The sequence below is a fragment of the Enterobacter sp. 237C8 genome, from assembly GCF_034106865.1.
Taxonomy (GTDB): Bacteria; Pseudomonadota; Gammaproteobacteria; order Enterobacterales; family Enterobacteriaceae; genus Enterobacter; species Enterobacter asburiae_B.
The window spans coordinates 47,415-67,110 of the sequence record NZ_JAWNDF010000011.1 but is presented as its reverse complement, the minus strand read 5'-3'; the positions used below and the strand labels follow the sequence as shown (position 1 = coordinate 67,110).

General features: G+C 55.5%; 20 protein-coding genes. 9 read left to right on the top strand and 11 right to left on the bottom strand.

What is annotated here, in order from left to right:
• Positions 1-444: 444 nt before the first annotated feature.
• On the bottom strand, positions 445-684 hold the full coding sequence (gene zapB, locus USF70_RS19860; RefSeq protein ID WP_010436935.1) for a septal ring assembly protein ZapB: 240 nt from the start codon (positions 682-684) through the stop codon (positions 445-447).
• A gap of 399 nt (positions 685-1,083) precedes the next feature.
• Between zapB and USF70_RS19855 the strand changes: the two genes are divergently transcribed.
• From USF70_RS19855 to fpr, 4 genes are all read left to right on the top strand, one after another.
• Positions 1,084-1,929 carry an MIP/aquaporin family protein gene (locus tag USF70_RS19855; RefSeq protein WP_014885705.1) on the top strand — a complete coding sequence of 282 codons (846 nt, stop codon included), beginning with the start codon at positions 1,084-1,086 and terminating at the stop codon, positions 1,927-1,929.
• Positions 1,930-1,950: 21 nt separating this feature from the next.
• Positions 1,951-3,459, top strand: coding sequence for a glycerol kinase GlpK (gene glpK, locus USF70_RS19850; RefSeq protein WP_023309688.1), 1,509 nt, complete (start codon positions 1,951-1,953; stop codon positions 3,457-3,459).
• Positions 3,460-3,613: 154 nt separating this feature from the next.
• A complete protein-coding gene (gene glpX, locus USF70_RS19845) occupies positions 3,614-4,624 on the top strand; it encodes a class II fructose-bisphosphatase (protein ID WP_054829771.1) in 1,011 nt (336 codons plus the stop codon).
• 96 nt (positions 4,625-4,720) lie between these two features.
• Positions 4,721-5,467 (top strand): ferredoxin--NADP(+) reductase, encoded by a 747-nt coding sequence (fpr, locus tag USF70_RS19840; RefSeq protein WP_320735944.1) that lies wholly within the window; start codon positions 4,721-4,723, stop codon positions 5,465-5,467.
• Here fpr and USF70_RS19835 read toward each other — a convergent pair whose 3' ends face one another.
• Entirely contained in the window at positions 5,468-5,887 is a 420-nt protein-coding gene (locus tag USF70_RS19835; RefSeq protein WP_023293600.1) for a DUF805 domain-containing protein, read from the bottom strand.
• A gap of 112 nt (positions 5,888-5,999) precedes the next feature.
• On the opposite strand from USF70_RS19835, the gene USF70_RS19830 reads away from it, so the two are divergent.
• Both USF70_RS19830 and tpiA read left to right on the top strand, forming a co-directional pair.
• The gene (locus USF70_RS19830; protein ID WP_023309692.1) at positions 6,000-6,596 is read left to right on the top strand and encodes a DUF1454 family protein; all 597 of its coding nucleotides are present in this window, start codon (positions 6,000-6,002) and stop codon (positions 6,594-6,596) included.
• 111 nt (positions 6,597-6,707) lie between these two features.
• Positions 6,708-7,475 (top strand): triose-phosphate isomerase, encoded by a 768-nt coding sequence (gene tpiA / locus USF70_RS19825; RefSeq protein WP_033146941.1) that lies wholly within the window; start codon positions 6,708-6,710, stop codon positions 7,473-7,475.
• Positions 7,476-7,574: 99 nt separating this feature from the next.
• Here the strand turns inward: tpiA and USF70_RS19820 are convergent, their stop codons facing one another.
• From USF70_RS19820 to cpxP, 6 genes are all read right to left on the bottom strand, one after another.
• Entirely contained in the window at positions 7,575-8,879 is a 1,305-nt protein-coding gene (locus tag USF70_RS19820; protein ID WP_232938982.1) for an SLC13 family permease, read from the bottom strand.
• Positions 8,880-8,952: 73 nt separating this feature from the next.
• Complete coding sequence (locus USF70_RS19815; RefSeq protein ID WP_320735943.1) at positions 8,953-9,696, bottom strand: CDP-diacylglycerol diphosphatase; 744 nt, start codon at positions 9,694-9,696, stop codon at positions 8,953-8,955.
• A gap of 107 nt (positions 9,697-9,803) precedes the next feature.
• A complete protein-coding gene (locus USF70_RS19810; RefSeq protein WP_023309695.1) occupies positions 9,804-10,793 on the bottom strand; it encodes a sulfate ABC transporter substrate-binding protein in 990 nt (329 codons plus the stop codon).
• A gap of 237 nt (positions 10,794-11,030) precedes the next feature.
• Complete coding sequence (gene pfkA, locus USF70_RS19805; protein ID WP_023309696.1) at positions 11,031-11,993, bottom strand: 6-phosphofructokinase; 963 nt, start codon at positions 11,991-11,993, stop codon at positions 11,031-11,033.
• A 174-nt stretch (positions 11,994-12,167) separates the two neighbouring features.
• Complete coding sequence (gene fieF, locus USF70_RS19800; protein WP_023309697.1) at positions 12,168-13,061, bottom strand: CDF family cation-efflux transporter FieF; 894 nt, start codon at positions 13,059-13,061, stop codon at positions 12,168-12,170.
• Between the two features lie 152 nt (positions 13,062-13,213).
• On the bottom strand, positions 13,214-13,720 hold the full coding sequence (gene cpxP / locus USF70_RS19795) for a cell-envelope stress modulator CpxP (RefSeq protein ID WP_032662714.1): 507 nt from the start codon (positions 13,718-13,720) through the stop codon (positions 13,214-13,216).
• Positions 13,721-13,870: 150 nt separating this feature from the next.
• On the opposite strand from cpxP, the gene cpxR reads away from it, so the two are divergent.
• Both cpxR and cpxA read left to right on the top strand, forming a co-directional pair.
• Complete coding sequence (gene cpxR, locus USF70_RS19790; protein WP_006179159.1) at positions 13,871-14,569, top strand: envelope stress response regulator transcription factor CpxR; 699 nt, start codon at positions 13,871-13,873, stop codon at positions 14,567-14,569.
• A complete protein-coding gene (cpxA, locus tag USF70_RS19785; protein WP_023309731.1) occupies positions 14,566-15,939 on the top strand; it encodes an envelope stress sensor histidine kinase CpxA in 1,374 nt (457 codons plus the stop codon). Before cpxR ends, cpxA begins: the two co-directional genes overlap by 4 nt.
• Positions 15,940-15,992: 53 nt before the next feature.
• On the opposite strand, the gene yiiM is transcribed toward cpxA, so the two are convergent.
• Both yiiM and sodA read right to left on the bottom strand, forming a co-directional pair.
• Positions 15,993-16,667: a 6-hydroxyaminopurine reductase gene (gene yiiM, locus USF70_RS19780; RefSeq protein WP_047059165.1), complete on the bottom strand. Its 675-nt coding sequence runs from the start codon at positions 16,665-16,667 to the stop codon at positions 15,993-15,995.
• Positions 16,668-16,862: 195 nt separating this feature from the next.
• Positions 16,863-17,483 (bottom strand): superoxide dismutase [Mn], encoded by a 621-nt coding sequence (gene sodA / locus USF70_RS19775; protein ID WP_004203668.1) that lies wholly within the window; start codon positions 17,481-17,483, stop codon positions 16,863-16,865.
• Positions 17,484-17,771: 288 nt separating this feature from the next.
• On the opposite strand from sodA, the gene rhaT reads away from it, so the two are divergent.
• Complete coding sequence (rhaT, locus tag USF70_RS19770; protein ID WP_039264206.1) at positions 17,772-18,806, top strand: L-rhamnose/proton symporter RhaT; 1,035 nt, start codon at positions 17,772-17,774, stop codon at positions 18,804-18,806.
• Here the strand turns inward: rhaT and rhaR are convergent, their stop codons facing one another.
• The gene (rhaR, locus tag USF70_RS19765; RefSeq protein ID WP_033146946.1) at positions 18,807-19,655 is read right to left on the bottom strand and encodes an HTH-type transcriptional activator RhaR; all 849 of its coding nucleotides are present in this window, start codon (positions 19,653-19,655) and stop codon (positions 18,807-18,809) included.
• Positions 19,656-19,696: the final 41 nt, after the last annotated feature.

The window sequence follows — 19,696 nt, the reverse complement described above, 5'->3', positions numbered from 1 at the left end:
CTCAGAACCTTTATAAAGTCCTAATTGCCTATGAATACCTTAACTCCCCGGTTGATGCTCATTATGATGAAGCGTCCCTTTCCGCCATCTCGCAAATGGGCATCGGTCCAGGGAAAGGTGTATTCACTACCGTAAAGCAGGCTAATACCAGGGCTTGTGTCACCGACTTATCACCGGTGGTGAACGGTGGAGCGGTTAGCTGCAGGGACCGCATAATGAAACGCTATTTATGTATCGCGTTCATTGTCGCCAGCGTACTCGTTGTAAAGAGTGATGAACCCAATGTGTTCGTTGCTTTTGCTATGACAGCGCAGGACAAGTAGCGTTAAGGCCGCCTTTGGCGGCCTTTTTTATGGTGATCGCCGACTGACATCAAACCATAAAAAAAGCCGGGTGGCGGCGACGCCTTACCCGGCTTATTTCATCTGTATTTCCCGAGAGAAATTAGACCTCTTCCATACGTCCCAGCAGCGCCTGCAGGCGATCCTGCCAGCCGTTCTGCTGTTCGCGCAGCTGGTTGTTTTCGCGCTCCAGCTCTTCGCGGCCGTGCTGAGCGTTCTGAACTTCCTGCGCCAGGCTGTTGTTCTTTTCTTTCAGCTCTTCAATTTCCATCTGCAGCAGGGTGATGGTGTCAATCGCCTGCTGTACTTTCGATTCCAGTTTCTCAAACACTTCTAAAGACATGATGCTACCTCTCCTGAATTGCAAGGCGACGCTTTAACATAAACGCGCATGACATATACCGTCGATTGTATGGAGCGCGGCGCTCTGTGTCCAGCGACACACCGCGCAGATCGCGGTTTGCAACACTTTTAGGTCTGGTCCTGGTGTGTTCGCATCATATACCCCTAAATTGTTAACTGATTCGTTAATGAAATGATTCAGCTCACATTCCTGTACTGATGCAAAAATGTGCTTTATGGCGCGAAAACGCTCATTTTATTGACACAGACCACACATTTTGATTTCGATATTTCTCGTTTTTGCTCGTTAACGATAAATTAACACTATGTCTACAGGGCATCGTGGCTGTCACGGGCGGCCATGCTAACAATAAACATCAATTTCTTCAGGATTCCGATTATGAGTCAGACATCAACCTTAAAAGGCCAGTGCATTGCCGAGTTCCTTGGTACCGGGTTGTTGATATTCTTCGGAGTGGGCTGTGTCGCTGCACTGAAAGTGGCGGGTGCCAGTTTTGGTCAGTGGGAAATCAGTATCATCTGGGGTCTGGGCGTGGCGATGGCCATCTACCTGACTGCAGGGGTTTCTGGTGCACATCTTAACCCGGCGGTGACAATCGCACTGTGGCTGTTCGCGTGCTTCGACGGACGCAAAGTTGTTCCTTTCATTCTTTCTCAGTTTGCCGGCGCGTTTTGCGCAGCGGCGTTAGTTTACGGGCTTTATTACAATCTTTTCATCGACTTCGAACAGACGCATCATATGGTACGCGGCAGTGTCGAAAGTCTGGATCTGGCAGGTATCTTCTCAACCTATCCAAACCCGCATATTAATTTTGTGCAGGCGTTCGCAGTTGAAATGGTGATTACCGCTATTCTGATGGGCGTTATCCTGGCGCTGACCGACGACGGAAACGGCATTCCGCGCGGCCCGCTGGCACCCCTGCTGATTGGTTTGCTGATTGCGGTAATTGGCGCATCCATGGGCCCGCTGACCGGATTCGCGATGAACCCGGCACGTGATATCGGACCAAAAGCCTTTGCCTTTATCGCTGGTTGGGGCGACGTCGCCTTCACCGGTGGCAAAGACATTCCTTACTTCCTGGTACCGCTGTTTGCGCCGGTTGTCGGGGCTGCGCTGGGTGCGTTTAGCTACCGCAAATTAATTGGTCGCCACTTACCGTGCGACACCTGTGTGGAAGAAGAGAAGGAAACGACTTCTACCGCACAACAAAAAGCTTCGCTGTAATCTGACTACGGGACACATACCATGACCGAAAAAAAATATATCGTTGCGCTCGACCAGGGCACTACCAGCTCCCGCGCTGTCGTAATGGATCATGACGCGAACATCGTCAGCGTGTCACAGCGCGAATTTGAGCAAATTTATCCTCGTCCAGGCTGGGTAGAACACGACCCGATGGAGATTTGGGCATCACAAAGCTCCACGCTGGTCGAAGTGCTGGCGAAAGCCGATATCAGTTCCGACGAGATTGCCGCGATTGGTATTACCAACCAGCGTGAAACGACGATTGTCTGGGAACGCGAAACCGGTAAGCCCATTTACAACGCTATCGTCTGGCAGTGCCGCCGTACATCCGAGATCTGCGAACAGCTGAAGCGCGACGGTATGGAAGAGTACGTGCGCAGCGCCACCGGTCTGGTGGTTGACCCGTATTTCTCCGGCACCAAAGTGAAATGGATCCTCGACCACGTAGAAGGTTCACGCGAGCGTGCTAAACGCGGCGAGCTGCTGTTCGGTACCGTCGATACCTGGCTTATCTGGAAGATGACCCAGGGACGCGTTCACGTGACCGACTACACCAACGCCTCGCGTACCATGCTGTTCAACATCAACACCCTTGAGTGGGATGACAAGATGCTGGACGCGCTGGACATTCCGCGCGCGATGCTGCCTGAAGTGCGTAAGTCTTCCGAAGTGTACGGCCAGACCAACATCGGCGGTAAAGGCGGCACCCGTATTCCTATCGCCGGTATCGCCGGTGACCAGCAGGCGGCGCTGTTCGGCCAGCTATGCGTCAAGGAAGGGATGGCGAAGAATACCTACGGCACCGGCTGCTTTATGCTGATGAACACCGGCGAGAAAGCGGTGAAATCAGAAAACGGCCTGTTGACCACCATCGCCTGCGGCCCGCGCGGCGAAGTGAACTATGCGCTGGAAGGTGCGGTGTTCATGGCGGGTGCATCCATTCAGTGGCTGCGCGACGAGATGAAGCTGATCAGCGATGCGTTCGACTCCGAGTACTTCGCGACCAAAGTGAAAGACACCAACGGCGTGTACGTGGTGCCTGCGTTCACCGGTCTGGGCGCGCCGTACTGGGACCCGTATGCACGCGGCGCAATTTTCGGCCTGACGCGCGGTGTGAACTCTAACCACATTATTCGCGCTACTCTCGAATCCATCGCCTACCAGACACGCGACGTGCTGGAAGCGATGCAGGCTGACTCCGGCATTCGTCTGCACGCCCTGCGCGTGGACGGCGGTGCGGTAGCGAATAACTTCCTCATGCAGTTCCAGTCCGACATTCTGGGCACCCGCGTTGAACGCCCTGAAGTGCGTGAAGTCACGGCGCTGGGCGCGGCGTACCTTGCCGGTCTGGCGGTAGGCTTCTGGCAGAACCTGGACGAGCTGCAGGAAAAAGCGGTTATCGAACGCGAATTCCGCCCGGGCATCGAAACCACCGAGCGTAACTTCCGCTACAGCGGCTGGAAAAAAGCGGTGAAACGCGCCCTGGCGTGGGAAGAGCACGAAGAGTAATCCCCCTCACCCCGGCCCTCTCCCCAAAGGGGAGAGGGTGTTTTAAGTCCCCTCGCCCCTTTGGGGAGAGGGTTAGGGTGAGGGGAATACAGACCGCACCTTACCCACTCTGTGATAAACTTCGTGCAATTCCTTTTGATTGCACGAGTACCTCATGAAACGTGAACTTGCTATCGAGTTTTCCCGCGTCACCGAAGCGGCCGCTCTTGCAGGCTATAAATGGCTGGGCCGTGGCGACAAAAATACCGCAGACGGCGCAGCCGTCCATGCCATGCGTATTGTACTTAACCAGGTCAACATTGACGGCACCATCGTGATCGGCGAAGGCGAGATCGACGAAGCGCCGATGCTCTACATCGGTGAAAAAGTCGGTACCGGCAAAGGCGATGCCGTGGATATCGCGGTTGACCCGATCGAAGGCACCCGCATGACGGCGATGGGTCAGGCCAATGCGTTAGCGGTGATGGCCGTGGGCGATAAGGGTTGCTTCCTCAACGCGCCGGATATGTACATGGAAAAGCTGATTGTCGGTCCGGGCGCAAAAGGCGCAATCGATCTTAGCCTGCCGCTGGAAGAGAACCTGCACAACATCGCCAAAGCCCTGGGCAAACCCCTTAGCGAACTCACCGTCACCATTCTGGCGAAACCGCGCCACGACGCCACTATCGCGCAAATGCAAAAGCTCGGCGTGCGCGTGTTTGCTATCCCTGACGGTGACGTTGCCGCCTCGATCCTGACCTGCATGCCGGACAGCGAAGTCGACGTGCTGTACGGCATCGGCGGCGCGCCGGAAGGTGTGGTCTCCGCGGCAGTGATCCGCGCGCTGGATGGCGATATGCAGGCCCGTCTGCTGCCCCGCCATGAGGTGAAAGGCGACAGCGAAGAGAACCGCCGTATCGGGGAAAACGAGCTGGCGCGCTGCGAAGCGATGGGCATCGAGGCCAATAAAGTGCTGGCTCTGGACGAGATGGCGCGTAGCGATAACGTTGTCTTCTCGGCGACCGGCATCACCAAAGGCGATCTGCTGGACGGCATCACCCGCAAGGGCAATATGGCCACCACTGAAACGCTGCTGATCCGCGGTAAATCACGCACCATTCGCCGCATCCAGTCTATCCACTATCTCGACCGCAAAGACCCGGACGTGCAGACGCACATTCTGTAAAACCGTTTGATCGATAGAGCTTTCCGGCCCTGACGGGCTGGAAATTACCACCACAAGTACGGAAGATAGAACAGAGAAACAGCACAGGAGAAGATCATGGCGGACTGGGTAACAGGTAAAGTCACAAAGGTACAGTTCTGGACCGATGCGCTATTTAGTCTCACCGTACATGCTCCCGTTCACCCGTTTAAAGCCGGGCAATTTGCGAAGCTGGGACTGGATGTCGACGGCGAGCGCGTGCAGCGCGCCTACTCTTACGTTAACGCGCCTGATAACCCGGATCTCGAGTTCTATCTGGTCACCGTTCCTAAAGGTAAGCTCAGCCCGCGCCTTGCCGCCCTTAAGCCCGGCGACGAGGTGCAAATTGTGAGTGAAGCGGCAGGCTTCTTTGTGCTCGAAGAGATCCCTGACTGCGACACGCTCTGGATGCTGGCAACCGGTACGGCCATCGGCCCTTATCTCTCTATTTTGCAGTACGGCAAAGATCTGGAGCGCTTTAAAAACATCGTGCTGGTTCACGCTGCGCGCTACGCCGCAGACCTGAGCTATTTGCCGCAAATGCAGGCGCTGGAGCAGCAGTACGGCGGGAAGTTAAAGATTCAGACGGTGGTCAGCCGCGAAACCGTAGCAGGAGCGCTTACCGGCCGCGTGCCGGCGTTAATTGAGAGTGGAGCCCTGGAAGACGCGGTGGGTTTGCCGCTGAACGCTGAAACCAGCCACGTCATGCTGTGCGGCAACCCGCAGATGGTGCGTGACACGCAGCAGCTTCTGAAGGATACCCGGCAGATGACGAAACATCTTCGCCGCCGACCGGGCCATATGACCGCCGAACACTACTGGTGATCAGCGGTATTTCACCTCGACGGTGTCTTTACCGTATTTGTTTTCGCTCTGGGTGCCAATAAACGCGCCCAGATCGACAATCATCATCACGAAGATGACCGACGGCAGCAGCCTGCCCACGACCCACGGCAGGATGGACGGCAGCATCGCCCAGTTTCCCGCCACCAGCATCCACGCCAGAATAATCAAAAATGCCCACGCGCCGGAACGTCCGCGATCGTGCAGCCGTTTTACGACAACCGCCGCCGTTGGCCATAGCAGACAGACCAGCGCGAAGGCCGCCGTTTGCGTGCTCAGCCAGGCGTTGTAAGCAACGAAAAACAGAAGCAGCATGGCGACAACCCACGTCACCATCCAGATCCAGAAATCACGGCGTCCAATACGCCCTTTGAATGAAAACAGCCACTGCTGTATGGTCATGTAAGGTTCCTTATTATCGTATAGCGCGCATTTTACCCTGGAGTTGTGACCTTTTGACAAGCCGACCAGATATCGTTTTAATCATGAGCACTTACGGCCAGGGGCAATGTTGATGAAAAGTTCGGCACGTTCTCTTTTCCTGTGTTTAGCGCTGCTCAGCGCGGGTTATCCCCTGCACGCCGCCGAAACCACAGCCCCGACCACAGCACCCTATCTGCTGGCGGGCGCACCGTCGTTCGATCAGTCCATCAGCCAGTTTCGTGAAACCTTCAATCAGACCAACCCCACGCTGCCGCTGGATGAGTTCCGTGCCATTGATGGCTCGCGCGATACCCCCACACTGACCCGTGCGGCAAGCAAGATAAATGAGAATTTGTATGCTTCCACGGCGCTGGAGCGCGGTACGTTAAAAATCAAAAGCATGCAAATCACCTGGCTGCCGATACAGGGGCCAGAGCAGAAAGCCGCTAAGGCGAAAGCGCTGGAGTACATGAGCGCGGTACTGCAGGCCTTTACCCCTGCGCTGACGAAAAAGCAAAGTCAGCAAAAGCTGCAAAAACTCCTTACCGCCGGGAAAAACAAGCGTTACTACGCTGATACCGAAGGCGCGATCCGCTATGTTGTGGCGGACAACGGCGAAAAAGGACTGACCTTCGCTGTTGAACCGATTAAGCTGGCACTATCTGACACCCTCGGCGGGGCGAATTAATGACAAAAAGCAAAGCCTTTCGAGGGAAAATCTCTATACTGATTCACAGACCATGCTGCCCGACAGGGTGGCCATATTCCTTAATTCGCTTATTTAGCGTGGAGAATTGAAATGCGACATCCTTTAGTGATGGGTAACTGGAAACTGAACGGCAGCCGCCACATGGTAAACGAACTGGTTGCGAACCTGCGTAAAGAGCTGGCTGGCGTGACGGGCTGCGCGGTTGCTATCGCTCCGCCGGATATGTACCTGGATCTGGCTAAACACGCCGCTGACGGCAGCCACATCATTCTGGGCGCGCAGAACGTTGACGTTAACCTGTCTGGCGCGTTCACCGGTGAAACCTCCGCTGAAATGCTGAAAGATATCGGCGCGAAATACATCATCATCGGCCACTCCGAGCGTCGCACCTATCACAAAGAATCCGACGAGTTCATCGCGAAGAAATTCGCTGTGCTGAAAGAGCAGGGCCTGATCCCGGTTCTGTGCATCGGTGAAACCGAAGCGGAAAACGAAGCGGGCAAAACCGAAGAAGTGTGCGCACGTCAGATCGACGCAGTGCTGAAAACCCAGGGCGCGGCAGCGTTCGAAGGCGCAGTAATCGCGTACGAGCCAGTCTGGGCGATCGGTACCGGCAAATCTGCAACCCCTGCGCAGGCTCAGGCGGTTCACAAATTCATTCGTGACCACATTGCTAAAGCCGACGCGAAGATCGCTGAGCAAGTGATTATTCAGTACGGCGGTTCCGTAAATGCTTCCAACGCTGCTGAGCTGTTCACCCAGCCAGACATCGATGGCGCGCTGGTTGGCGGTGCATCCCTGAAAGCTGACGCTTTCGCGGTGATCGTTAAGGCAGCTGAAGCGGCTAAACAGGCGTAATTGCCTTTGTGGCGGGTGGCGCTTGCGCTTGCCCGCCGCTCTTCTCCTCCCTCTCCCTTTAGGAGAGGGTTGGGGTGAGGGGAAACCGCTCGCACCGAACTACACTTTCCCCAGCAAACTAAACCACAGATAATCCAGCGGCAGCAGCACCAGATAAGTCGCTATCGCCAGCGCCAGACAGAGCACCATCCCCGCCCTTGCAGGCACCTTTCCTAACCCCATCGCCACGACAATCGGCGACGCCTGATACGGCAGCAGCGGCGTGGAATAGCCCAGCACCTGAATCATGATCACCGACAGCAGCGGAAAACCGGTCGCGTCCGAAAAACTCTGTGCCAGAGTGGTGTACAGCGCCGGGACGCCGTTGGCGGTCATAATGAAGTTGAGCGCCGTGGTAATACCGGTCAGCGCCAGGAAACTGGTGAATGGTCTGTCTGCATCCAGCGGCATAATGCGAAGCAATGCCTCGCCCACGGCCGTTCCGATACCGGTTTGCGTCACCACGATCGCCAGCCCAAGAATGCCCGCGACGTAAATACAGGTACGCATATTCACCCCCGCAGAAAACTCTTCCCCGGTGATAAAGCCAACGCGCGGCAGCATAACGATGACCGACGCCGCCAGCCCCGTCCACGCCGGCCCTACGCCGTGCCAGCTCTCCGTGACCCACATCCCCAGCACCACCGCCAGCAGCCAGGCAAGACGCTTTTCATCCCGCCCCATAGGATCAGACGGCGCCTGTTCCTTCGGCGGTTTTGGGCTGCCGGGAAATAGCCAGCAGATGAGGCCAATCAGAATCAGGCCTTTGAGGATACCGAGCACCGGCGTGTGCAGCAGCAGATACGGGACATAGTTCAGATGGATGCCGTACGAGCCTTCCGCCGCACCGCTCATCACCAGGTTAGGGACGTTAGCAGGCAGGATCGTCGCCGAAAGCTGGAAAGTCCCGAACCCCACCGCCAGCGCCAGCCCGAACCAGGCGCGGGAGCCGTCGGCGATACCGGCGCGTTTTGCCATCGCCGCGACAATCGGCATCAGCAGCGCAATACGTCCCATGTTCGACGGCATCACAAACGCCAGCGCGTAGCTCAGCAGCACCACGCTCGCCACCATCATCACCCAGGAGTCGGTGAGCTTTGCCGACAGCGCCCGGGCGGCCCTGTCCGCCAGTCCGGTTTTACGGATCGCCACGCCAAGCACAAAGCCGCTGAATACCAGCCAGAAAGCCGACGAGGCAAAACCGCCGAAGATGACCTCCGGCGGAGCGATTCTGGCGGTCATCGCCGCCGTGAAGAACAGCAGCGCGGTGATAAATTCCGGCAATAGCGACGTCGCCCACAGCACGATGGTGACGCCAACGATCAGTGAGGGCAGCAGCAAAGGATACGTTAACCAGAGCGACATACCTGTCTCCTGTAGAATTTTTCAGCAAGTCTACGGTGACAGGCAGCCCGAGTAAACGCGATTTATGGTGGGGTTACTTCAGGATAGTGCATTGATGATCCTGCAGTTCCTCCGCGGACGCGCGGTTAAGCGTGAGCAGGTTACGCTCGGTCGCCAGCAAAACAAAAGAGCCATCCGACTGCTGCGCCATTGCCAGCGCGAAACGCCCCATATGGTCGCGCGCTTCCGGCAGCTCTTCCGCCAGCATCATAAACGGGCTGCGCTTGACCAGTTCATTCTCCGTCACGCGGCGAGCAAGATACTCATGTCCTTCCAGCCCCCCAGGAAGAGGCAGCCACTGGGTGCTGATTTCTCCCTGTGCCGCGTTGAGCTTCTCGCGCACGTCCGGGCGCAGGCAGGAGATATGAATATGGAAATGGTTCTGCGTGCGCCCTGTCGGGGAGTTAATCGTCAGCGAAATGGCGCTGTCAGGCACCTCGGATCCGCGCTTCAGGGTCATAAAGCTGCGCGACTGCCACGCCAGCCAGAAAAAGTTCGGCGTATGAGCGTCGGTCAATAGCGGGCTCTCGGTGCCGTTGATGCGATATGTCGGCATCAGCAGGTATTGCAGCGGCCCGTTGCGATCTTTAAATACCACATAGCCTGCATCCGTTTTCACCTGCGCACAGGGTGCAGGGTTACGGTTCTGGATCTGATTCGGCACGCACTGGTCGAGAACGATATGTCGCAACGCATTCGGATTACCCGCCTTCATCCAGTACACACCGCCAGCGGCAAGGGCGATGACAATGAGGAGCAATAAGATAATTTTTTTCACAACGCGTTCCCTGTTTTCAGTAGAGGCAAAAGAGTAACGCAAAATGATGACCAAATAAAAAACCCGGCGGATTTCTCACGCCGGGTCACCGTTTCACAGGCTAATGGTTAGCGCTGGCTAATTTGGTCGAAGGTACCGCCATTGGAGAAGTGCTCTTTCTGCGCTTTGGTCCAGCCGCCGAACACATCGTCAATAGTGAATAGCTTCAGTTTTGGGAACTCCCCTTCGTATTTCTTGGCGACCGCCGCATCGCGTGGACGATAGAAGTTTTTCGCCGCAATTTCCTGGCCTTCTGGCGAGTACAGATACTTCAGGTAGGCTTCCGCCACCGCTTTGGTATCTTTTTTCTCAACCACTTTATCGACTACAGAGACGGTAGGTTCAGCCAGAATCGATTCGCTCGGGGTCACGATCTCGAATTTGTCCTTACCCAGCTCGTGGGTCGCCAGCAAGGCTTCATTTTCCCAGGCAATCAGCACGTCGCCAATCCCGCGCTCGACGAAGGTGTTGGTGGCGCCACGCGCGCCGGAGTCCAGCACCTCAACGTTTTTATACAGCGCCTTCACGAATTCCTGCGCTTTGGCCTGGTCGCCATTGTTGTGATGCAGTGCATAACCCCACGCGCCCAGGTAGTTCCAGCGAGCGCCGCCGGAGCTTTTCGGGTTCGGGGTAATCACAGAAACGCCCGGTTTGATCAGGTCGTTCCAGTCTTTAATTTGTTTCGGGTTTCCTTTACGCACCAGGAAGACGATGGTCGAGGTGTAGGGTGCGGAGTTATCCGGCAGGCGTTTGATCCAGTTTTTGTCGATGCGGCCGCGCTCGGCGATCGCGTCGACATCGTAGGCCAGCGCCAGGGTCACCACGTCGGCTTCAATACCGTTTATCACGGACGTCGCCTGCTTGCCGGAGCCGCCATGCGACTGGCGAACCACCACGTTATCGCCGGTTTCCTGTTTCCAGTGTGCCGCAAACGCTTTGTTGTATTGCTCGTACAGTTCACGCGTCGGGTCGTATGACACGTTCAGTAACTGGATATCCTTAGCCAGAACGCTGGTCGATGCCAGCAATAATGTTAAACCCACGCCCCATTTATTCATCGCCCAGCTCTCTTGTGTAGTGTTTTGATGAATGCAGCGTGCCAGAAAGCGATTCGAGGATTAAAGAATAAAAAAAGATTGGCTATAACGTAGTGGAATAAAAGAAGTGGATGAACGGCCTGATGCCCTCACCCCACCCCTCTCCCACGGGAGAGGGAGCAACCATAAAAAACGGTAACCCAGGGGGTTACCGTTTTGCATTTACCTTGCCGCCACCCGGCACAAAACAAACGCCGATCAGTACAGTTTTTTCGCGCAGTCCAGCCAGTCACCTTTGAACGGACGCTTCATGTTTTCAATCGCGTCGATGATGTCGTGGTGAACCAGTTTTTCGTTCTGAATACCGACGCAGCGGCCGCCGTGACCCTGCAGCAGCAGATCGATAGCGTACGCGCCCATACGGGACGCCAGAATACGGTCGTAAGGGCCTGGGGAACCGCCGCGCTGGATGTGACCCAGAACGGTCGCGCGGGTTTCGCGTTTGGTTTCGGCTTCGATGTACTTCGCCAGCTCGTCAACGTCACAGATGTGCTCGGTGATAGCCACGATCGCGTGTTTTTTACCTTTCGCGATGCCCGCTTTGATTTCAGCCACCAGATCTTCACGGCTAAATTCGACTTCCGGCACGACGATAAATTCGCAACCGCCCGCAATGGCTGCCGCCAGCGTCAGGTCGCCACAGTAACGGCCCATCACTTCAACGATAGAGATACGCTGGTGAGAAGAAGAGGTGTCACGCAGACGGTCAATCGCTTCAACAACGGTACCCAGTGCAGTAAAGAAGCCGATCGTGTAGTCAGTACCTTTGATGTCGTTGTCGATGGTGCCCGGCAGACCGATGCACGGGAAGCCCATTTCGGTCAGACGTTTTGCACCCATGTAGGAGCCGTCACCACCGATAACCACCAGGGCGTCCAGGCCGCGTTTCTTCATGTTTTCGATAGCCACTTCGCGAACGTGTTCATCACGGAATTCCGGGAAGCGCGCGGAACCGAGGAAAGTACCGCCACGGTTGATCATGTCAGACACGCTGTAACGGTCGAGCTGAACCATACGATCTTCATACAGGCCCAGATAACCGTCATAAACGCCAAAAACTTCCAGGCCTTCCGTCAGCGCTGCACGGACAACACCACGAATTGCCGCGTTCATGCCCGGCGCATCACCGCCGCTTGTCAACACACCGATTTTCTTAATCATGACTACCTCTGAACTTAGGAATGCAAAATTGAAATCTGTTGCCGGAAGAAACTTATCGACCAACGAATACTGCAAATAGTATATCAATCCCTTCCAGCTGAATTGATTCAGGTCAGACCAAACGGCGGTAATTTATACACAAAATGCTGGCCTGGCTCACTTTTTTACAACGAATTACGAAAGCCCAACATGACCGGGTACAACCGAGCAGGGATCCTGGTGAATGATGACGTCTGAACCAGGAAAACGCTGCAAAATCGCCTGCTCGACCTGCTCAGCAATAACGTGAGCCTGAACCAGTGGCAGGTTGTCTTCCATTTCAATATGAATCTGAATAAAGCGGGTCGGCCCTGACTGCCGCGTTCGAAGATCGTGTGCACCGCTGACGCCGGGCCAGGAGGTCACGATAGAAAAAATTTCATTACGTTCTGAGTCCGGGAGGGCGCGGTCAAGCAGTGATTGCACCGCTTCATACCCCATCCGCAGGGCGCTATATAAAATATAGATACCAATCCCTAACGCAAATAACGCATCGGCGCGATGCCAGCCATACCAGGCCAGACCGAGCGCAATAAGAATAGCCCCATTCATCATAACATCAGATTGATAATGAAGCATATCCGCCCGTACAGCCTGACTTTGCGTTTTGCGAACAACCCAGCGCTGGAACGTTACCAGAACAAGTGTGCATATAAGCGCAACGATCGTCACAACTACGCCCACGCCGGGATCGTTCATCGGTGTCGGCGAAACGAGATGCTGAATGCCGGTTAAAAACAGGAACAGCGCAGAGCCGGAAATGAACATACTTTGCGCCAGCGCGGCCAGCGACTCCGCTTTACCGTGCCCAAATGTGTGCTCTTCATCCGCTGGCTGCAGCGAGTAACGCACCACCAGCAGGTTGGTCAACGAGGCGGCAATGTCCATCAGCGAGTCCACGAGCGCCGCCAGAATACTGACCGAGCCGGTATACCACCAGGCAAAGATTTTAATCAGTAACAGACTGGAGGCCATGACGGTCGCCGCAATGGCGGCCCGGCTTACCAGTCTTCCATAGGATTGATTCATAAACGCTCCTGTCATGTCATGCCGCTAGTATAACGGAAGCATGGGGAGTCTAAGGATGAATAAACGGTTAACAGGGCGGATGCGGGGCAAAAAAAACCCCCACATCATGTGGGGGAAGACAGGGATGGTGTCTATGGCAAGGAAAACAGGGTTTACTGGTTACTACGGGTACTGCTATTGCTACTGAAAAACGTCGTTTCTGAGCTTCGCTGCATCCGTGCAACCTCACGCAGCTGGTCCATTCGCTGCTGATGTCTGGCATTCAAAACCGCTTGCTGCTCGGGCGTTAGCAGATGGAACATCTGGTTGCGGACCTTCGCCATCTCTACCTGGCGGGCAACCTGTTCCTGTGCCATTTTTTCGGCCTGAGCGCGTACAGCGCTTTCGTCAAAATTTTCTGCGGTGACAAGGCGATGCATTGTCTCCATTTCGCTAACATTAACAGGGGGCTGGTCGTGTCGTGCCCTCTGCATCAGATCTCGCATCTGTTGACGCTGATGTTCGGTTAAACTTATGCCGTCAAACATATGGCTTTGGCTGCTGTTCTGCGTTGCGCCCTCTTGTAAGGGACTGTTATCGCTGATGATAGCTTCAGCAGCCTGGCTAAACGCACTGAACGCCAGCGTTGAGGCCATGACGGCAGCGGTAACTTTGCGCATCACTTGCTCCCAAAATCTTTCGTGTCGCGATTCAACGAGAGACAGTCTACGATTCAGGCTGCAAACATGCGTCAGGGGGTGTAAAACAACGTAAAGTCATGGATTAGACAGCCTTGATGTCGTAATTTCTGCCTCGGAGGTATTTAAACAATGAATAAAATCCTGTTAGTTGATGATGACCGAGAGCTCACATCCCTTTTAAAGGAGTTGCTCGACATGGAAGGTTTCAACGTCCTGGTTGCCCATGATGGCGAGCAGGCGCTGAGTCTCCTTGACGACAGCATCGATTTACTTTTGCTCGACGTGATGATGCCGAAGAAAAACGGTATTGATACGTTGAAAGAGCTTCGCCAGACACACCAGACTCCCGTTATTATGCTGACCGCGCGCGGCAGCGAACTTGACCGCGTACTCGGCCTTGAGCTGGGCGCGGATGACTATTTACCCAAGCCGTTTAACGACCGTGAACTGGTTGCCCGTATTCGCGCTATCCTGCGTCGTTCCCACTGGAGCGAGCAGCAGCAAAATACCGACAACAGCTCGCCTACTCTTGAAGTCGACTCCCTGAGCCTGAACCCGGGCCGTCAGGAAGCAAGCTTTGATGGCCAGACGCTGGAACTGACCGGCACGGAGTTCACCCTGCTGTATCTGCTGGCGCAGCACCTCGGCCAGGTGGTTTCGCGTGAACATCTAAGCCAGGAAGTGCTGGGCAAACGCCTCACCCCGTTTGACCGCGCCATCGACATGCACATCTCTAACCTGCGCCGTAAGCTGCCGGAGCGGAAAGATGGTCACCCATGGTTTAAAACCCTGCGTGGTCGCGGTTATCTGATGGTTTCCGCTTCATGATAGGAAGCTTAACCGCCCGCATCTTCGCCATCTTCTGGCTGACGCTGGCACTGGTTTTAATGCTCGTTTTGATGTTGCCAAAACTCGACTCACGCCAGATGACGGAGCTTCTCGACAGCGAGCAACGTCAGGGCGTGATGATCGAGCAGCACGTGGAAGCCGAGCTGGCAAACGATCCGCCAAACGATTTAATGTGGTGGCGCAGGCTGTTTCGCGCTATCGACAAGTGGGCGCCGCCCGGACAACGCCTGCTGCTGGTGACCAGCGAAGGCCGCGTGATTGGGGCCGATCGCAATGAAATGCAGATTATCCGCAACTTCATTGGCCAGGCGGATAATGCCGATCATCCCCAGAAGAAGAAATATGGCCGCGTAGAGATGGTAGGGCCTTTCTCCGTCAGGGACGGAGAGGATAATTATCAGCTCTATCTGATCCGTCCGGCGAGCAACTCCCAGTCTGATTTTATCAACCTGCTGTTTGACCGCCCTCTCCTGCTGCTGATTGTCACCATGCTGGTCAGCTCACCGCTGCTGTTATGGCTGGCGTGGAGCCTGGCAAAACCGGCGCGTAAGCTGAAGAATGCCGCCGATGAGGTGGCGCAGGGTAACCTGCGACAACACCCTGAACTGGAAGCAGGTCCGCAGGAGTTCCTTGCCGCCGGAACCAGTTTTAACCAGATGGTGAGCGCCCTCGATCGCATGATGACCGCACAGCAACGTCTGCTGTCGGATATCTCGCACGAGCTGCGTACCCCGCTTACGCGCTTGCAGCTTGGCACCGCGCTGCTGCGCCGCCGCAGCGGTGAGAGCAAAGAGCTGGAGCGTATTGAAACGGAAGCGCACCGCCTGGACAGCATGATCAACGACCTGCTGGTCATGTCGCGCAATCAGCAGAAAAACGCGCTGGTCAGCGAAACGGTGAAAGCGAATCACCTCTGGCACGAGGTGCTGGACAACGCAGCGTTCGAAGCGGAACAGATGGGTAAATCCTTTACCGTCAACTTCCCGCCGGGCCCGTGGCCGCTGTACGGTAACCCCAACACGCTGGAAAGCGCGCTGGAGAACATCGTGCGGAACGCTCTTCGCTACTCGCATACGAAGATTGAGGTGGCGTTCTCGGTGGATAAAGACGGGATCACCGTCATTGTCGATGATGACGGCCCAGGCGTGAGCCCGGAAGACCGCGAGCAGATTTTCCGTCCGTTCTATCGTACCGATGAGGCGCGCGACCGGGAATCGGGCGGCACGGGACTGGGTCTGGCGATTGTTGAAACCGCCATGCAGCAGCACCGCGGCTGGGTGAAAGCCGACGACAGCCCGCTGGGTGGGCTACGGTTAACGCTGTGGCTACCGTTGTATAAGCGTTCGTAGCTGTTAGTGCCGGGTGGCGGCTTCGCCTTACCCGGCCTACTTTCTGCGGAGGACTATTTCCCCCACAATCTCCGCGAATTATCCTCGATCTTGCTGCTTAAACGCCGCTTCTGCATCGTTCTTGTCCAGCTGATGGATAATCCCGCCGCCGACAGCAGGCGGTGATACTGTTCGTCGTCAAACGGCATATGCCAGGCAATGGCGCAGGCGTCATAAACAGACACATCGCTCAGGCGCGACGCCAGCTCAAGCGGCGCGTCCGCTGAAACCTGCCCAGCCAGCACCACGCGATACAGCCAGCCGGTTTTACCCGCTTTTTGCAGCTGGGCCGACATATCCTGAATACCGAAGTGGTAGTTGAGCTTGAAGCACGGCGAGCGTGGCTGCGTCACCTGAATCAGGGCATCGCCCCAGCGGTAGATATCACCGATAAACACGTTCTTTTCGGTGAGCCCTTCGGTGGAGAGATTCTCGCCAAACGCGGGGGCAACAAAGAGGTCCGCCTGCTCGGGAAACTCGGTTTTCCAGTGCTGATAGTGTTCACGCGGGTAGTGGCACAGCGCGCGATCGGGCCCGCCGTGGATTTTCTTTTCGGCCTGCTCGTCACCCGCAAGCCCGAGGTCGGTTAACGTCAACTCACCGTCGACCTGAATTTTGGCGATGGCACTTGGGCGGCTGCCGTCGTACTCCCTTACCTTGCCTGTAAACACGTTCACCGGGTAATGCATTGCTGCTCCTTTATATGCCCTAAATAATTCGAGTTGCAGGAAGGCGGCAAGAGAGTGAATCCCCAGGAGCTTACTCAAGTAAGTGACTGGGGTGAGCGAACGCAGCCAACGCACCTGCAACTTGAAGTATGACGGGTATACAGATACAAAAAAAGCGAGTCATAAGACTCGCTTCTCACAGGCGTCAATGCAACCTTATTTTTTAGCGGCGAAACGCGCTGCTGCTTCGTCCCAGTTCACCACGTCCCAGAAGGCTTTGATGTAGTCCGGACGACGGTTCTGGAATTTCAGGTAGTAAGCGTGTTCCCACACGTCCAGACCCAGGATTGGGAAGCCGGATGCGCCAGAAATCGCTTCACCCATCAGCGGGGAGTCCTGGTTAGCAGTAGAAACCACCGCCAGCTTGTCGCCTTTCAGAACCAGCCACGCCCAGCCAGAGCCGAAACGGGTTGCAGCGGCTTTTTCGAATTCCGCTTTGAAGTTGTCAACGGAACCGAAGTCGCGCTCGATGGCCGCTTTCAGGTCGCCCTGCAGGGTGGTACCGGTTTTCAGGCCTTTCCAGAACAGGCTGTGGTTAGCGTGGCCGCCAGCGTTGTTACGCAGAACGGTTTTCTTGTCCGCTGGCAGCTGGTCCAGCTTGGTGATCAGCTCTTCAGCAGACAGGTTAGCGAACTCTGGCAGGCTTTCCAGCGCGGCGTTCGCGTTGTTCACATAGGTCTGGTGGTGTTTAGTGTGATGGATTTCCATCGTCTGCTTGTCGAAATGCGGTTCCAGTGCGTCGTAGGCATACGGCAGGGATGGCAGTGTATAACTCATAATCCTCTCCATTATTGTCGGGCGGCACAGCTGTTAATGCCGCGTAAGCAGTTGGTTCATTATAGTTAATTAAATGATATTGAAAATGATTATCAATGCCGTAGTTTTTATAAGGTTATTCGTTTTTCGATTAATCGCGAAATTGTGAGTCTGCTCACGCGGTTAACGTGCTGATTGCCATCCAGAACACATCTGCGGCAACCTTCTGAAGGTACCCAAACCGCCTAATTTTTACACTCCTCAAGTCGGTGGGAAGCCACTGACGATAAAAACGATGAGGGTGTAAAAATGAATCATGCGATTACGATGGGTATCTTCTGGCATTTGATAGGCGCTGCCAGTGCAGCCTGTTTCTATGCTCCGTTTAAAAAAGTGAGAGGCTGGTCATGGGAAACCATGTGGTCCGTTGGCGGTATCGTGTCCTGGCTGATTTTGCCCTGGACCATTAGCGCCATGCTGCTGCCCGATTTCTGGGGCTACTTCTCCTCCTTCAGCGCCGCCACCCTGCTGCCGGTGTTCCTGTTCGGCGCGATGTGGGGCGTCGGCAACATCAACTATGGCCTCACCATGCGTTATCTCGGCATGTCGATGGGGATTGGTATCGCGATTGGCATCACGCTGATCGTCGGTACCCTGATGACGCCAATTCTCAACGGCAACTTCGACGTGCTTATTAATACTCAGGGTGGGCGGATGACGCTCCTGGGCGTGCTGGTGGCGGTCATTGGCGTAGGAATTGTGACGCGCGCGGGGCAGTTGAAAGAGCGCAAGATGGGCATTAAAGCTGAAGATTTTAACCTGAAGAAAGGTCTGCTGCTGGCGGTGATGTGCGGCATTTTCTCGGCCGGCATGTCGTTCGCGATGAACGCCGCCAAACCGATGCACGAAGCGGCTGCCGCGCTGGGCGTCGATCCGCTGTACGTTGCGCTACCAAGCTATGTCGTGATTATGGGTGGCGGCGCGATGGTTAACCTGGGCTTCTGCTTCATTCGTCTGGCAAAAGTAAAAAACCTGTCGGTAAAAACCGATTTCTCGCTGGCAACATCGCTCATCATCACCAACGTGCTGCTCTCCGCTCTGGGCGGCCTGATGTGGTATTTGCAGTTCTTCTTCTACGCCTGGGGCCACGCCAGCATTCCGGCGCAATACGACTATATAAGCTGGATGCTGCACATGAGTTTCTATGTACTTTGCGGCGGGCTGGTTGGGCTGGTGCTGAAAGAGTGGACGAACGCCGGACGTCGTCCGGTTGGCGTACTGAGCCTCGGCTGCGTGGTGATTATTATCGCTGCCAATATCGTCGGCCTCGGCATGGCAAACTGATTACGCCCCCTTTCGACTGCGATGACGCCACTGTACCGGCGTCATCCCCACCTCGCGGTTAAACACCACTGAAAAGTAGTTACTGTCCTCAAAGCCGCAGCGCATCGCCACATCACTGACCATCCACTCCGTATGCTGGAGGAGATATTGTGCATGGCAGATGCGCAGCTGGCGCAGATAGTGGTTCACCGTCATCCCGGTCAGGGTGCGGAAATGCTGGCGCAACGCGCGCTCGCTGCACTGTTCCTGCTCGCAGAATTTCTCCAGTACAAAGTTTTTATTCAGGCTGCCCGCAAGCCGGGTGATGAGCTTATCCAGCAGCGCTTCCTGCGTTGTGGCGGAGGGGTTATCAGTGGCGTAACGATGGCGCTTCAACGTCATCACCAGCTGGGCGAAAAGCAACTCCGCCAGCTGGTTAGCAACGGGGTCGTTCTTCTGGCTCTCCTGCTCCAGTTGAGAAATAACCTGCCGTACCTGAGCCATGCCGCTACTGCTTAAGCGCCAGTGCGGAGAACCCTTAGCATCAAGAAAGCCCGGGATGCTCGCGGCCCAGTCCACGTTAAGCTTGAGCCTGTCCGGACAGTAAATAACGTTTTGCAGCACCAGGTCGTTAACCGAGGCGTAGGAGTGTTTATCATCCGCGCGAATGTAGAACAGGTCTCCGCGCGTGATGCGGTAGGGACGGTCGTTGAGGATGTGCAGGCCGTTACCGCGCCAAACCAGCACCAGCTCGCAAAACTCGTGGGTATGTTCGGCAAAGACGTCCTGCGGGTAGCGATCGGCCACCGTGACGGCCTGACTCGCGGAGGCAAAAAAATCATCTTTGCGAAGAATTAACTGAGCAGCCACACCACGACCTCTACGCCGAATAACCTGACACTATTAGCTTT